General features: G+C 70.0%; 11 protein-coding genes. 7 read left to right on the forward strand and 4 right to left on the reverse strand.

Annotated elements, in window-relative coordinates; translation table 11 throughout:
• Nucleotides 1–95 precede the first annotated feature (95 nt).
• The 3 genes from ACFPQ9_RS12600 to ACFPQ9_RS12610 all read left to right on the forward strand — a co-directional run bounded on the left by ACFPQ9_RS12600 (nucleotide 96) and on the right by ACFPQ9_RS12610 (nucleotide 7275).
• Nucleotides 96–827, forward strand: coding sequence for a VIT1/CCC1 transporter family protein (locus ACFPQ9_RS12600; protein ID WP_380851440.1), 732 nt, complete (start codon nucleotides 96–98; stop codon nucleotides 825–827).
• Between the two features lie 402 nt (nucleotides 828–1229).
• A complete protein-coding gene (gene gltB / locus ACFPQ9_RS12605) occupies nucleotides 1230–5822 on the forward strand; it encodes a glutamate synthase large subunit (protein ID WP_380852362.1) in 4593 nt (1530 codons plus the stop codon).
• Nucleotides 5815–7275 carry a glutamate synthase subunit beta gene (locus ACFPQ9_RS12610; RefSeq protein ID WP_126901498.1) on the forward strand — a complete coding sequence of 487 codons (1461 nt, stop codon included), beginning with the start codon at nucleotides 5815–5817 and terminating at the stop codon, nucleotides 7273–7275. Before gltB ends, ACFPQ9_RS12610 begins: the two co-directional genes overlap by 8 nt.
• 114 nt (nucleotides 7276–7389) lie before the next feature.
• Here ACFPQ9_RS12610 and ACFPQ9_RS12615 read toward each other — a convergent pair whose 3' ends face one another.
• Together ACFPQ9_RS12615 and ACFPQ9_RS12620 are read right to left on the reverse strand one after the other, a co-directional pair.
• Nucleotides 7390–8298 carry a chitosanase gene (locus ACFPQ9_RS12615; RefSeq protein WP_380851443.1) on the reverse strand — a complete coding sequence of 303 codons (909 nt, stop codon included), beginning with the start codon at nucleotides 8296–8298 and terminating at the stop codon, nucleotides 7390–7392.
• Entirely contained in the window at nucleotides 8295–9248 is a 954-nt protein-coding gene (locus tag ACFPQ9_RS12620) for a rhomboid family intramembrane serine protease (RefSeq protein WP_380852365.1), read from the reverse strand. The genes ACFPQ9_RS12615 and ACFPQ9_RS12620 overlap by 4 nt, the downstream gene beginning before the upstream one ends.
• Nucleotides 9249–9393: 145 nt before the next feature.
• Here ACFPQ9_RS12620 and ACFPQ9_RS12625 point away from each other — a divergent pair, with 145 nt between their 5' ends.
• Together ACFPQ9_RS12625 and qcrB are read left to right on the forward strand one after the other, a co-directional pair.
• A complete protein-coding gene (locus ACFPQ9_RS12625; RefSeq protein WP_380851446.1) occupies nucleotides 9394–10116 on the forward strand; it encodes a vWA domain-containing protein in 723 nt (240 codons plus the stop codon).
• A 90-nt stretch (nucleotides 10117–10206) separates the two neighbouring features.
• Nucleotides 10207–11859 (forward strand): cytochrome bc1 complex cytochrome b subunit, encoded by a 1653-nt coding sequence (gene qcrB / locus ACFPQ9_RS12630; protein ID WP_380851448.1) that lies wholly within the window; start codon nucleotides 10207–10209, stop codon nucleotides 11857–11859.
• Here qcrB and ACFPQ9_RS12635 read toward each other — a convergent pair.
• Nucleotides 11834–12802, reverse strand: a complete 969-nt coding sequence (locus ACFPQ9_RS12635; protein WP_380851451.1) for an acyl-CoA dehydrogenase family protein — start codon at nucleotides 12800–12802, stop codon at nucleotides 11834–11836. The two genes, qcrB and ACFPQ9_RS12635, sit on opposite strands and share 26 nt — an antisense overlap.
• Nucleotides 12803–12938: 136 nt before the next feature.
• The gene (locus tag ACFPQ9_RS12640) at nucleotides 12939–14078 is read right to left on the reverse strand and encodes an acyl-CoA dehydrogenase family protein (protein WP_380851454.1); all 1140 of its coding nucleotides are present in this window, start codon (nucleotides 14076–14078) and stop codon (nucleotides 12939–12941) included.
• 68 nt (nucleotides 14079–14146) lie between these two features.
• Between ACFPQ9_RS12640 and ACFPQ9_RS12645 the strand changes: the two genes are divergently transcribed.
• Both ACFPQ9_RS12645 and ACFPQ9_RS12650 read left to right on the forward strand, forming a co-directional pair.
• Nucleotides 14147–14932, forward strand: a complete 786-nt coding sequence (locus tag ACFPQ9_RS12645; RefSeq protein WP_380851457.1) for an SDR family oxidoreductase — start codon at nucleotides 14147–14149, stop codon at nucleotides 14930–14932.
• A 15-nt stretch (nucleotides 14933–14947) separates the two neighbouring features.
• Nucleotides 14948–15559, forward strand: coding sequence for a TetR/AcrR family transcriptional regulator (locus ACFPQ9_RS12650; RefSeq protein ID WP_380851460.1), 612 nt, complete (start codon nucleotides 14948–14950; stop codon nucleotides 15557–15559).
• Nucleotides 15560–15566 lie beyond the last annotated feature (7 nt).

Raw genomic sequence — 15566 nt, forward strand, 5'->3', positions numbered from 1 at the left:
GCTGGCGGGAGGGAATGTCACGGCGTAGATTTGGCGTTGTCGAAGAGTAGAACGTGTCTAAAGACAGCCTTACCTGAGTCAGCTGGGGGACCTTCATGGCCATCATCGAAACCGAGGCCGCGCTCCACGAGGCGCACCGTGACAATCACACGCACCGCGATGTCAACGGCGGCTGGCTGCGCCCCGCGGTCTTCGGCGCGATGGACGGTCTGGTCTCCAACCTCGCTCTGATGACCGGTGTCGCGGGTGGTGCGGTGGGTCAGCAGACCATCGTGCTGAGCGGGCTCGCGGGCCTTGCCGCCGGCGCCTTCTCCATGGCCGCCGGCGAGTACACCTCCGTCGCCTCGCAGCGCGAGCTCGTCGAGGCCGAACTGGACGTCGAGCGCCGGGAGCTGCGCAAGCACCCGAAGGACGAGGAGGCAGAGCTCGCGGCACTGTACGAGGCCCGAGGCGTCGAGCCCGAGCTCGCGAAGGCCGTCGCCGAGCAGCTCTCCCGTGATCCCGAGCTGGCCCTGGAGATACATGCCCGCGAGGAACTCGGCATCGACCCCGGCGATCTGCCGTCGCCGCTGATCGCGGCCGTCTCGTCGTTCGGCTCGTTCGCGCTGGGCGCCCTGCTGCCCGTACTGCCGTATCTGCTCGGTGCGACCACGCTGTGGCCGGCCCTGCTGCTGGCGCTCCTCGGGCTGTTCCTGTGCGGTGCGGTCGTGGCCAAGGTGACCGCGCGGAGCTGGTGGTACAGCGGATTGCGGCAGCTCGCGCTGGGTGGTGCCGCCGCCGGTGTGACGTACGCCCTGGGCAGTTTGTTCGGAACGGCCGTAGGATAGCTCGGCTGGAACTTATGCGATGGGCCGCATAAGTAGCCGTTACTCGCTGGTTTCGGATGCGTGACCACCGGGCATGAGCCGTAAGCGCTGTGGGCAATGACGCCTGGGGCGCACTCGCGGGGTCGGCGACGACGCCTCCTCCGCCCCCTGGATCGTCGGACATGGACCTGTCCTGCTCGGTCCCCACATACTTTGAGCCACGTGCGCGGAACCCTGCCGCAGCCCGTGGTGTCCGCATGGTGGAACGGATTATCCCGCTTCCCGAGAACCGCCCCATCATGTAACCTGCACGAAATTTTGCACTCACGCAGAGGGCCAACGTCGTCCCTCGGCAATTTGCTCCCCCAGAGCCTTAAGGGCCTGGGAGGTGCCCCCAGCCAAATGACGACGACGGGAGAGCCGATGCGTACACCGCGCCAGCCGTCCCAGCACTCCGCGAATGGCCAGAACTGGTCGTTCATGGATGCTCGCCCTGCTGCGCAGGGTATGTACGACCCCCGCAACGAGCACGACGCCTGTGGCGTCGGCTTCGTGGCCACCCTCACCGGTGAGGCGAGCCACACGCTGGTCGACCAGGCGCTCACCGTTCTGCGCAATCTCGAACACCGCGGCGCCACGGGCTCCGAGCCCGACTCGGGCGACGGCGCGGGCATCCTTTCCCAGGTGCCGGACGCCTTCCTGCGTGAGGTGGCCGGATTCGAGTTGCCCGAGGCCGGTGCGTACGCCGTCGGTATCGCCTTCCTGCCGGAGGACGGGACCCAGGACGCCGTCTCGAAGATCGAGACGATCGCTTCCGCCGAGGGCCTGACCGTCCTCGGCTGGCGAGAGGTCCCCGTCGCCCCTGAACTGCTCGGTGCCACCGCCCGGTCGACCATGCCGGTCTTCCGTCAGGTCTTCGTCGCGGACGGTTCCTCGAAGGACATCGCCCTCGACCGCAAGGCCTTCGTGCTGCGCAAGCGCGCCGAGCGCGAGGCCGGGGTCTACTTCCCGTCGCTGTCGGCCCGCACCATCGTCTACAAGGGCATGCTGACCACCGGCCAGCTGGAGCCCTTCTTCCCGGACCTGTCCGACCGCCGCTTCGCCTCGGCCGTCGCCCTCGTCCACTCGCGCTTCTCGACGAACACCTTCCCGTCGTGGCCGCTGGCGCACCCGTACCGCTTCGTCGCGCACAACGGTGAGATCAACACCGTCAAGGGCAACCGCAACTGGATGCGGGCGCGTGAGTCGCAGCTGGTGTCCGACCTGTTCGGCAGCAAGGACCTGGAGCGCATCTTCCCGGTGTGCACGCCGGACGCGTCCGACTCCGCCTCCTTCGACGAGGTGCTGGAGCTGCTCCACCTCGGTGGCCGCTCGCTGCCGCACTCCGTGCTGATGATGATCCCGGAGGCGTGGGAGAACCACGACTCCATGGACCCGGCCCGGCGCGCCTTCTACCAGTTCCACTCCACGATGATGGAGCCCTGGGACGGCCCGGCCTGTGTCACCTTCACCGACGGCACCCAGGTCGGCGCCGTGCTCGACCGCAACGGCCTGCGCCCCGGCCGCTACTGGGTCACCGACGACGGCCTCGTCGTCCTCGGCTCCGAGGTCGGCGTCCTCGACATCGACCCCGCCAAGGTCGTCCGCAAGGGCCGCCTGCAGCCCGGCCGTATGTTCCTCGTGGACACCGCCGAGCACCGCATCATCGAGGACGACGAGATCAAGGCCCAGCTCGCCGCCGAGCAGCCCTACGCGGAGTGGCTGGAAGCCGGCGAGATCGAGCTCTCCGACCTGCCCGAGCGTGAGCACATCGTGCACACCCACGCCTCGGTCACCCGCCGCCAGCAGACCTTCGGCTACACCGAGGAGGAGCTGCGCGTCATCCTCGCGCCGATGGCCAAGGCCGGTGCCGAGCCGATCGGTTCGATGGGCACCGACTCGCCGATCGCCGCGCTCAGCGAGCGCCCGCGTCTGCTCTTCGACTACTTCACCCAGCTGTTCGCGCAGGTCACCAACCCGCCGCTGGACGCCATCCGCGAGGAGCTCGTCACCTCGCTGAACTCCTCGCTGGGCCCGCAGGGCAACCTGCTCGACCCGACGGCCGCCTCCTGTCGCAGCGTCACCCTGCCCTTCCCGGTGATCGACAACGACGAGCTGGCCAAGCTCATCCACATCAACGCCGACGGCGACATGCCCGGCTTCAAGGCCGCGACCCTGTCCGGTCTGTACCGGGTGCACGGCGGCGGTGACGCGCTGGCCGCGCGCATAGAGGAGATCTGCGCCGAGGCCGACGCCGCCATCGAGAACGGCGCCCGGCTGATCGTCCTGTCGGACCGCCACTCCGACGCCGAGCACGCGCCGATCCCGTCGCTGCTGCTCACCGCGGCCGTCCACCACCACCTCATCCGCACCAAGCAGCGCACCCACGTGGGCCTGCTGGTCGAGGCCGGCGACGTCCGCGAGGTCCACCACGTCGCCCTGCTCATCGGCTTCGGCGCCGCGGCCGTCAACCCGTACCTGGCCATGGAGTCCGTCGAGGACCTGGTCCGCGCGGGCACCTTCCTCTCGGACATCGAGGCCGAGAAGGCCATCCGCAACCTGATCTACGCCCTCGGCAAGGGCGTCCTGAAGGTCATGTCCAAGATGGGCATCTCGACCGTCGCCTCCTACCGCGGCGCGCAGGTCTTCGAGGCCGTCGGTCTCGACGACGCCTTCGTGGAGAAGTACTTCAACGGCACGGCCACCAAGATCGGCGGCGTCGGCATCGACGTCATCGCCAAGGAGGTCGCCGCCCGGCACGCCAAGGCGTACCCGGCGAGTGGCATCGCGCCCGCCCACCGCGCCCTCGAGATCGGCGGCGAGTACCAGTGGCGTCGCGAGGGCGAGCCGCACCTGTTCGACCCGGAGACGGTCTTCCGCCTCCAGCACTCGACGCGTGCCAACCGCTACGACATCTTCAAGAAGTACACGGACCGGGTGAACGAGCAGTCCGAGCGTCTGATGACGCTGCGCGGCCTGTTCGGCTTCAAGTCCGACCGCCCCTCGATCTCCATCGACGAGGTCGAGCCGGCGTCCGAGATCGTCAAGCGCTTCTCCACCGGCGCCATGTCGTACGGCTCCATCTCCAAGGAGGCGCACGAGACCCTCGCCATCGCCATGAACCAGCTGGGCGGCAAGTCCAACACCGGTGAGGGCGGCGAGGACCCGGAGCGCCTGTACGACCCGGCCCGCCGGTCGTCCATCAAGCAGGTCGCCTCCGGCCGCTTCGGTGTCACGTCCGAGTACCTGGTCAACGCCGACGACATCCAGATCAAGATGGCTCAGGGCGCCAAGCCCGGCGAGGGCGGCCAGCTGCCCGGCCACAAGGTCTACCCGTGGGTCGCGAAGACCCGTCACTCGACCCCGGGCGTCGGTCTGATCTCGCCCCCGCCGCACCACGACATCTACTCCATCGAGGACCTGGCTCAGCTGATCCACGACCTCAAGAACGCCAACCCGCAGGCCCGCATCCACGTGAAGCTGGTCTCCGAGGTCGGCGTCGGCACGGTCGCGGCCGGTGTGTCCAAGGCCCACGCGGACGTGGTGCTCATCTCCGGCCACGACGGCGGTACGGGCGCCTCCCCGCTCACCTCGCTGAAGCACGCGGGCGGCCCCTGGGAGCTCGGCCTCGCCGAGACCCAGCAGACCCTGCTGCTCAACGGCCTGCGCGACCGCATCGTCGTGCAGACCGACGGCCAGCTGAAGACCGGCCGTGACGTCGTCATCGCCGCGCTGCTCGGCGCCGAGGAGTTCGGTTTCGCGACCGCGCCGCTCGTCGTCTCCGGCTGCGTCATGATGCGCGTCTGCCACCTGGACACCTGCCCGGTCGGCATCGCCACCCAGAACCCGACGCTGCGCGACCGGTTCACGGGCAAGGCCGAATACGTCGTGAACTTCTTCCAGTTCATCGCCGAGGAGGTCCGCGAGATCCTCGCCGAGCTGGGCTTCCGCACCATCGAGGACGCCGTCGGCCACGCCGAGACGCTGGACGTCACGCGTGCCGTCGACCACTGGAAGGCGCAGGGCCTGGACCTGGAGCCGCTGTTCCACGTGCCCGAGCTGCCCGAGGGCGCGGTGCGCCACCAGCTGATCGAGCAGGACCACGGCCTGGAGAAGGCGCTCGACAACGAGCTCATCAAGCTCGCCGCCGACGCGCTGGCCGCGGACTCCGCGACCGACGCCCAGCCGGTGCGCGCCCAGATCAAGGTCCGCAACATCAACCGCACGGTCGGCACCATGCTCGGCCACGAGGTGACGAAGAAGTTCGGCGGTGCCGGTCTGCCCGACGACACCATCGACATCACCTTCACCGGCAGCGCGGGCCAGTCCTTCGGCGCCTTCCTCCCGCGCGGTGTCACGCTCCGCCTGGAGGGCGACGCCAACGACTACGTCGGCAAGGGCCTCTCCGGCGGCCGTGTGATCGTCCGCCCGGACCGGGCCGCCGACCACCTCGCCGAGTACTCGACGATCGCGGGCAACACCATCGCCTACGGCGCGACCGGTGGCGAGCTGTTCCTGCGCGGTCGCACGGGCGAGCGGTTCTGTGTCCGCAACTCCGGCGCGACGGTCGTCTCCGAGGGCGTGGGCGACCACGGCTGCGAGTACATGACCGGTGGCCACGCGGTGGTCCTGGGCGAGACGGGCCGTAACTTCGCGGCCGGTATGTCCGGCGGCATCGCCTACGTCATCGACCTCGACCGCGACAACGTCAACGTCGGCAACATCGGTGCCGTCGAGGCCCTCGACGACACCGACAAGCAGTGGCTGCACGACGTGGTCCGCCGCCACCAGGAGGAGACCGGCTCCACGGTCGCCGAGAAGCTCCTGGCCGAGTGGGACACCGCCGTCGAGCGCTTCAGCAAGATCATCCCCAGCACGTACAAGGCAGTGCTCGCCGCCAAGGACGCCGCCGAGCGAGCCGGTCTCTCCGAGACCGAGATCACCGAGAAGATGATGGAGGCGGCGATCAATGGCTGACCCGAAGGGCTTCCTCAACCACGGGCGCGAGGTCGCCAAGTCCCGCCCCGTCGACGTACGCCTGAAGGACTGGAACGAGGTCTACGTCCCCGGCTCCCTGCTGCCGATCATCAGCAAGCAGGCCAGCCGCTGCATGGACTGCGGCATCCCGTTCTGCCACAACGGCTGTCCGCTCGGGAACCTCATCCCCGAGTGGAACGACTACGCCTACCGCGAGGACTGGGCCGCCGCCAGCGAGCGGCTGCACGCGACCAACAACTTCCCGGAGTTCACCGGTCGCCTCTGCCCCGCTCCCTGTGAGTCGGCGTGTGTGCTCGGCATCAACCAGCCGGCCGTCACCATCAAGAACGTCGAGGTCTCCATCATCGACAAGGCGTGGGACAGCGGCGATGTCGAGCCGCAGGCCCCGGAGCGTCTGTCCGGCAAGACCGTCGCCGTCATCGGCTCGGGCCCCGCGGGCCTGGCCGCCGCCCAGCAGCTCACCCGGGCCGGCCACACGGTCGCCGTCTACGAGCGCGCGGACCGCATCGGAGGCCTTCTCCGCTACGGCATCCCCGAGTTCAAGATGGAGAAGCGGCACATCAACCGCCGTATCGAGCAGATGCGCGCGGAGGGCACCCGCTTCCGTACCGGCATCGAGATCGGCCGCGACCTCAAGGCGACCGACCTGAAGAAGCGGTACGACGCCGTCGTCATCGCCGCCGGTGCCACCACCGCCCGTGATCTCCCCGTCCCCGGGCGGGAGCTCAAGGGCGTCCACCAGGCGATGGAGTACCTGCCGCTGGCCAACAAGGTCCAGGAGGGCGACTACGTCACCTCCCCGATCTCGGCCGAGGGCAAGCACGTCGTCGTCATCGGCGGCGGCGACACCGGCGCCGACTGCGTGGGCACCGCCCACCGCCAGGGCGCGGCCTCCGTGACGCAGCTGGAGATCATGCCCCGTCCGGGCGAGGACCGTGCGCCGCACCAGCCGTGGCCGACCTTCCCGATGCTCTACAAGGTCACCTCGGCGCACGAGGAGGGCGGTGAACGGGTCTACTCCGTCTCCACCACCCACTTCGAGGGCGACGAGGACGGCAACGTCCAGTGGCTGCACCTCACCGAGGTGGAGTTCATCGACGGCAAGCTGACCCCGAAGCCGGGCACCGAGCGCAAGATCCCGGCCCAGCTGGTCACCCTCGCCATGGGCTTCACCGGCACCGACCGGGAGAACGGCGTGGTCGAGCAGTTCGGCCTGGACCTGGACGAGCGCGGTAACATCGCCCGTGACGCCGACTTCCAGACCAACGTCCCCGGTGTGTTCGTCGCCGGTGACGCGGGCCGTGGCCAGTCGCTGATCGTGTGGGCCATCGCGGAGGGCCGCTCGGCCGCCCGCGGCTGCGACCGCTTCCTGACCGGCGCCAGCGACCTGCCGGCCCCGATCAAGCCGACGGACCGCTCGCTGATGGTCTGATCCGGAGGATCACCGAAAACGTCCCGTACAACGGCGTACGGAACACTGACGGCGCCTGCCCCTTGTCCCCGACCGGACGAATGGGCGGGCGCCGTCGCCTTTCCCGGAGGCCGCTCAGGGCACCTGGTACGTCTCCCCGTACACCTGCCACCGCAGCGGTGTCCTCAGCTGGAGATTCCCGTCGTACAGGAACTGCCGCTGGGCCGTGTCGATGCGGCTGGTGTCGGTGCCGGGACGCTTCTCCTTCATGGCCTTGCGGCGGATGTCGAGGAAGATGTCCAGGTACGCCTTCTCGGAGCCGCCCTGGGACGGGGAGTCCGCCTCGCGCAGGGCACGCTCGCGCAGGACGTAGAAGCCGTCGTCGTCGATGCCGGGGCCGTGGAAGACCATCGCGTCGAAGTAGATGAACTGCCCCAGCGTGCCGAGGCCGTCGAGCTTGGCGAGGCGGACCGCCGGTTCGAAGTAGGAGCGGTCCCGCTCGGCGAGCTGGGCCTCCTGGAACGCGGGCCGCTCGGCCTCCGCCTTCCACGCGGCCGTGAAGCCGGGGTCGAGGCCCTCGTGGGAGTCGGTGCCGTCGACCGCGCGCAGGGCGGGCAGGTACTTGGCGAGCCCGTTGTCCGGATGCTGGTCGGTGTAGCGCTCGACCAGCGTGCGCAGGTCGTTCGTGCCGGTGCAGAAGCCGATGACGCCGGCCGTGTAGCCCTGCCCGTCGCCGATGTCCTCGATGTAGCCGAAGGTGTCACGCCAGTTCAGGGTCGAGTTCTCGGCGCTGGACACCAGTTGCTGGGCCAGCGTCCGCATCGCCGGGGTGGCCAGGCCCGGCGGCCGGCTCGCGATCAGCTTGTCGTCGGCCGCCCGCTCCTGCTCGGCACGGCTCTTGGCCTCCTGGCGGGAGGAATGCTCCGTGGTGACGACGGACGGCTCGGCCGGGCTGTCGGCGGAGTCGGTGGGGACGAGGAAGTAGGCGGCCGCGGTGATCGCCACGGGGACGGCCGCGAACAGCAGGATGCCGGTACGTCTCACTGGGCCACGCCTCCACCGGTCAGCTCGGACACCTTGGCGAACGCGACCGCCGCCAGCAGCACCAGCACGCCCACACAGGCGGCCGTCTGGATCAGGGCCTGCCGCGGTCCGCGCGGGGCGTACGCGTAGGCGAACGTCACGGCCGCACCGGTCAGCAGGCCGCCGAGGTGCCCCTGCCAGGAGGTCAGCCCCGCCGACAGCAGCAGCCACAGCAGCAGGAAGACCATGAACCGGTTGACGGACCGCATGTCGGCGCCGATCCGGCGGGCGAGCACGTAGTACGCGGCGCCGAGGCCGAAGATCGCGCCCGAGGCACCGACCGACTCCACGTTCACCTCGGTGAGCAGCAGCTCGAACACCGAGCCGCCCAGGGTCGCCAGCAGATACAGGGCGACATAGCGGATCCGGCCCAGCATGGGCTCCACGACCCGGCCGAGCTGCCACAGCGAGAGCATGTTCATCACGATGTGCAGCAGCCCGAACGTGCCCTCCGTCGGCGGCAGATGAAGGAAACCGCCGGTGAGCAACCGCTCCCACTGCCCGGCGACGAGGCCCTCGGCGTGGAAGTCCGACGGGTACCCGGGCTGGTAGAGGTAGAAGCCGCCGTCCGGCCCGACCAGCCGGGCGCTGAGCATCGAGAACCGGTCCAGGATCTCCGGGCGCACGACCTCGGCCAGATAGGCGAGGACGTTCAGCCCGATGAGCACCGAGGTCACCAGCGGTGTCGCGGCGATCCGGCCACCGACGAGGGTCCGCGCCTGCCGCACCGACCGGGCACCTTCCCGCACGCACTCCACGCACTGGTGGCCGACGGCTGCCTCACGCATGCAGTCCGGGCAGATGTACCGGTCGCAGCGGGTACAGCGGACGTGCGACTCGACCTTGGGATGGCGATAGCAGGTCGTGACGGTGGGCTGGGCGGACTCGGACTGGGTGGGCTCGGGCTCCACAGCCGGCTCCTCGGTGGACTGGACGAACGGTGAGCCGGTGGGGGCGGCGGCGAACAAAATATCGAACACCTGTGGACGGAGGGAGAGGCGGGGCCCATGGTGTCGTAATCTCGGCAGCCAGTGTGACGCGCGAGGGGGAAAGCATATGGCGGCGATCAGTCTCAGCAAGGTGGAGGAGACCGCGCCCGCGCTGGTCAGCCTTTACAAGAGCGCCGGGGTGTCGCTCCACAAGCACGGGCTCGACGGGGTGCGGGCCGCGGTCTATCTGGTGGTCGACTACTCCGGTTCGATGAAGCCGTACTACAAGGACGGCAGCGTGCAGGCGCTCGCCGACCGGGTGCTCGGGATGTCGGCGCACTTCGACGACGACGGCACGGTTCCGGTCGTCTTCTTCTCCACCGACGTCGACGCCGTCACCGACATCGCGCTGAGCGACCACCGCGGCCGGATCGAACGGATCGTGGCCGGGCTCGGGCACATGGGCAAGACCAGCTACCACCTGGCCATGGACGCCGTCATCGACCACTACCTGGACAGCGGCTCCACGGACCCGGCCCTGGTCGTGTTCCAGACCGACGGCGGCCCCATCAACAAGCTCGCCGCGGAACGCTATCTGTGCAAGGCCGCCCGGCTCCCGCTGTTCTGGCAGTTCGTCGGCTTCGGGGACCCGACCAGCAAGCAGTTCGACTTCCTGCGCAAGCTCGACGACCTCGCCGTACCGCAGAAGCGGGTGGTCGACAACGCCGGCTTCTTCCACGCGGGCGCCGACCCGGGCAAGGTCTCCGAGGCCGAGCTGTACGACCGCCTGGTCGGGGAGTTCCCGAAGTGGCTGGTGGCCGCGCGGGCGCAGGGGATCGTACGGCCGTAGGGAGCGGACTTTCCGGCCTGTCCGCACCGTTGGCCGCGCCCGTACCGCCGTGTCACCCTGTGAGGTGATCCGACGGGAGGGCGACGATCTATGGACGGCGCGGGATCGGGGAACGGTGCGGCGGCCGGGGCTCGACGGGCCGCGCCGCCGGGGAAGGGCGAGCGGGTCGCGGACTGGGCGGACGGGCGGCTCGGGCTGTACGCGCTGGCCAAGGCCAATATGCGCAAGGTCTTTCCGGACCACTGGTCGTTCATGCTGGGCGAGGTCTGCCTCTACAGCTTCCTGGTGCTGATCCTCACCGGCGTCTACCTCACCCTGTTCTTCGAGCCGAGCACCGCCGAGGTCGTGTACAACGGCACCTACGAGCCGCTCAACGGCGTCCTGATGACCCGGGCCTACGAGTCCACGCTAGACATCAGCTTCGATGTGCGCGGCGGCCTGCTCATCCGGCAGATCCACCACTGGGCGGCACTGGTCTTCGTCACCGGCATGCTCGTGCACATGATGCGGGTGTTCTTCACCGGCGCCTTCCGCAAGCCGCGCGAGCTGAACTGGGTGTTCGGCTGGACCCTGCTGATGCTCGGCATCATCACCGGCCTGACCGGCTACTCGCTGCCCGACGACCTGCTCTCCGGCACCGGACTGCGGTTCGCGTACGGCGCGATCCTGTCGGTGCCGATCGTGGGGACGTATCTGGCGTTCTTCCTCTTCGGCGGGGAGTTCCCCGGCGAGGACTTCATCGCCCGGCTGTACCCGGTCCACATCCTGCTGCTGCCCGGGATCATGCTGGGCCTGGTCGTCGCCCATCTGATCCTGGTCTTCTACCACAAGCACACGCAGTACCCGGGTCCCGGCCGCGACCAGAAGTCGGTCGTCGGCATGCCCTTCCTGCCGGTGTACATGGCCAAGGCGGGCGGCTTCTTCTTCCTCGTGTTCGGTGTGCTGGCGCTCATGGGCGGCGTCGCCAGCATCAACCCCGTGTGGGCGTTCGGGCCCTACCGGCCCGACCTGGTGACCACCGGCGCCCAGCCGGACTGGTACCTCGGCTTCTCCGAGGGACTGATCCGGGTGATGCCGGGATGGGAGCTCAACGCCTGGGGCCACACCCTGGAACTGGGCGTCTTCATCCCCTTCTCGCTCTTCCCGCTGATCCTGCTCGCCCTCGGTCTGTATCCCTTCCTGGAGGCGTGGGTCACCGGCGACAGACGGGAGCACCACATCCTCGACCGGCCGCGCAACGTACCGGTGCGCACCGGGCTGGGCGCCGCCTGGCTGAGCCTTTACGTGGTGCTGCTGATCGGCGGCGGCAACGACATCGTCGCCACGCATCTGCATCTGTCCATCAACGTGATCACCTGGTTCGTGCGGATCGCGGTGTTCGTGGTGCCGGTCCTGACCTATGTCGTGACCAAGCGGATCTGTCTCGGACTGCAGCGCCGGGACCGGGACAAGGTGCTGCACGGCCGGGAGACGGGCACCGTCAAACGGCTGCCGCACGGCGAGTACATCGAGGTCCACGAGCCGCTCACCCAGGGCCAGCTGTTCACCCTCACCCAGCACGAGCAGCATCCGCCGTACGAGATCGGGCCGACGGTCGACGCGAACGGCGTCCGGCGCCGGGTCACTCCCGCCCAGCGGATGAGGGCCGGGCTGGCGCGCGTGATGTTCGGGTCGGCGGCGCGGATCGAGAAGCCGACGGTGGCGGAGTACCGCGAGGTCACCAGCGGCGATCACCACCACTGAGCACCGCGGCTCGGCACTCCTGCGGGCTGCCCCACGCGGTGCGCAGGACGCGGGCCTTGGTCAGCCACAGCGACAGGTCGTACTCCGCCGTGTAGCCGATCGCGCCATGCAGCTGGAGCGCGGTCCGGGCGGTGGCGTACGCGGCCTCGCAGGCGGTGACCTTGGCGGCGGCGACGTCGGCAGCGTCCATGGTGAGGGCGGCGCCGAAGAGGAGGGGCCGGGCGAACTCCAGACCCACCTTCGCGTCCGCGAGGCGATGCTTGACGGCCTGGAAGGAGCCCACGGGGACGCCGAACTGAGTGCGCTGCTTGACGTACCCGACGGTCCTGTCGAGAAGGGCGAGACCGACGCCGAGGGCCTGGGCGGCCGTGGCCAGACGGGCCCATATGAGGGCCTCGGCGGTGGGCGGGTCGGGGCTGAGGAGTTCACCGCCGGCTTCCAGCGGGGTGAGACGGCGGGCCGGGTCCAGGGAGAGGCGCACCGGGCCATGGCCGGGGGAGAGGTACAGGCCCTCGGGGGTGAGCGCGAGGCGGGTCGTGGCCACGTCGCCGTCCAGGGCGTACGGCGTCCGCCACGCCAGCGTCGCCATGGCGTCCCCCGCCGCCAGCGCCGGCAGGAGCCGCTTGGCCGGGCCGGGGTCCGGCAGGCCGGCGAGCAGCGCCGCCGCCGCGACCGTCTCCACCAGCGGCCCCGGCACCGCGTGGCGGCCCAACTCCACGAACGCGACGGCGAGTTCGACGGGCCGCAGGCCCAGCCCCTCGTGGGCCTCGGGAACCGCCAGCGCGAGCACCCCCGCTTCGGCGACCCGGGACCACAGCGCCCGGCCCCTCGTCTGCTCGCCCCGGCTCCACGCCCGTACCACCGACGGTGTGTCCGCCGCCGTCAGCATCGCGTCCAGCGAGCCGGCGAAGGCACGCTGCTCGGCGTCGAGGAGGAACCTCATCGGCGAGGTCCCTTCGGAAGCGGCGCGGTTGCCGTCGGCGTCCGAGTCGGTCCTGCGGACGGGGCCGGCGCTCGCTCCGGCATGAGTACGGCCCTCCCTGCAGCCGAGGCATTCCCGTCGGCGGAGCCCTTGCGCATCAGCGGCGCCCCTTCGGCAGGCCGAGCAGCCGCTCGGCGATGATGTCGCGCTGGATCTCGTTCGTCCCGGCGTAGATGGGTCCGGCCAGCGAGAAGACATAGCGCTCGGACCAGTCGGTGTCGGCGGCCTCGCCTTCGGCGCCCAGGAGGTCGAGGGCCGTCTCGTGCAGCGCGATGTCGTACTCCGACCAGAAGACCTTGTTCAGGCTGGACTCGGGGCCGATCGACTCGCCGTCGAGGAAGCGGGAGGCGGCGGCGTAGGTGAACAGCTGGTAGGCGCGGGCGCCGATCAGGGCGTCGGCCACGGCGTCGCGCGCGCTCTGCGGGCATCCCTGGGCCTGCCACAGGCCGTGCAGACGGTCGGCGCTCGCGAGGAATCGGCCGGGGGAGCGCAGCATCAGACCGCGTTCGTTGCCCGCCGTCGACATCGCGATCCGCCAGCCCTGGCCGGGCCCGCCGATCACGTCCTCGTCGGGCACGAACACCTCGTCCAGGAACAGCTCGGCGAAGGCGGGCTTGCCGTCGAGGCGGGCGACGGGGCGGACCGTGACCCCGGGGGCCCGCAGGTCGAACATCAGATAGGTCAGGCCCTCGTGGGGTCTGGGGGTGTCCGGGTCGGTGCGGAACAGGCCGAACGCGCGGTCGGCGAAGGCGGCGCGCGAGGACCAGGTCTTCTGACCGCTGAGCAGCCAGCCGCCGTCCGTGCGCACGCCCCTGGACCGCAGCGATGCCAGGTCCGAGCCCGCCTCCGGCTCCGACCACGCCTGCGCCCAGATCACCTCGCCGGTGGCCATGGACGGGAGCACGCGCGCGCGTTGCTCCGCGGTGCCGTGGTCGAAGAGGGTCGGGGCCAGGAGACTGACGCCGTTCTGATTCACGCGGCCCGGCGCACCCGCCGCGTAGTACTCCTCCTCGAACAGCAGCCAGCGCGGCAGCGAGGCGTCCCGGCCGCCGTACTCGGCCGGCCAGCTCACCACCGACCAGCGGTCCGCGGCGAGTTCGGCCTCCCAGGCCCGGTGCGCCGCGAAACCCTCCTCGGTCTCCAGGGAAGGGAGCGGATCGGGCGGCACACGCGCGTCCAGCCAGGCACGGGCCTCGGCGCGGAACGCCTCGTCGGCGGCCGAGTGACGAAGATCCACGGTCGCGCTCCCTCCCTACGGGCCTTACCGTCTTCCCTAACAAGTGTTTGGTAGGTTAGCGTGCTGCTATGACAAACGTCGAGGCGCCGACGTACGTTCCCGGGCACGGACTGCTCCGCGGGCGCACGGCCGTCATCACCGCGGCGGCCGGTGCCGGCATCGGCGGGGCGACCGCGCGCCGCTTCCTCGAAGAGGGCGCGCAGGTACTGATCAGCGACGCGCATGCGCGTCGGCTGAAGGAACACGAGGCCGAGCTGGCGCGGGAGTTCGAGGGCGCGGTGAGCTCCGCGGTCTGCGACGTCACCGACGAGGCACAGGTGCGCGCACTGTTCGACACCGCCGTGCGGGAGCACGGCCGGCTCGACGTCGTCGTCAACAACGCCGGTCTCGGCGGGACTTCTCCCCTCGCCGACATGACCGACGAGCAGTGGTCGAGGGTCCTCGACGTCACCTTGAACGGCACCTTCAGATGCACCCGTGCCGCCCTGCGCCGGATGCGGGAGACCGGCGGCGGCGTGATCGTCAACAACGCCTCCGTCGTCGGCTGGCGCGCCCAGGCCGGGCAGGCGCACTACGCGGCCGCCAAGGCGGGCGTGATGGCGCTGACCCGGTGCGCGGCGATCGAGGCCGCCGGGTACGGCGTGCGGGTCAACGCGGTCTCGCCGTCCCTCGCCATGCACCCGCACCTCGCGAAGGTGACGACCCCCGAACTGCTCGGCGAACTGACCGCGCGCGAGGCGTTCGGACGGCACGCCGAGCCCTGGGAGGTGGCCAACGTGATCGTCTTCCTGGCCTCGCCCTACTCCTCGTACATGACCGGAGAGATCGTCTCCGTCAGCAGCCAGCACGCCTAGGACGACAATGGACCCGTGCCGACCAAGAAGAAGCCCCAGGTGACCGCCGCGGCCGCGCGGCGCCGTGAACTCCTCGAAACAGCCGCCGAGGTCTTCGCCGAGCAGGGCTACAACGCCACCACCGTACGCAAGATCGCCGACCACGCGGGCATGCTCGCGGGCAGCCTCTACTACCACTTCGACTCCAAGGAGTCGATGCTCGAAGAGATCCTGCGGTCGTTCCTCGACGAGCTGTGGAGCGGCTACGACTCCGTCCTGGAGGCCGAGCTGGGCCCACGCGAGACGCTGGAGGCCCTGGTCACCGAGTCGTTCCGGGAGATCGACCGGCACCGGGCCGCCGTCGCGATCTACCAGAAGGAGAACCGCCAGCTCGTCGCGCAGGAGCGGTTCGCGTTCCTCGCCGAGTCGCAGCGCAAGTTCGAGAAGGCGTGGCTGTCCACGCTGGAGCGCGGGGTCGCCGCCGGGGCCTTCCGGTCCGACCTCGACGTCCGGCTCACCTACCGGTTCGTGCGCGACACGGTGTGGGTCGCCGCGTCCTGGTACCGGCCCGGCGGACAGCACAGCCCCGAGGAGATCGCCCGGCAGTACCTGTCGATGGTGCTGGACGGGATCGCCGTACGCACATAACCCACTG

Origin of the sequence: Streptomyces coerulescens, from assembly GCF_042657965.1 — a bacterium.
Lineage (GTDB): Bacteria > Actinomycetota > Actinomycetes > Streptomycetales > Streptomycetaceae > Streptomyces > Streptomyces coerulescens.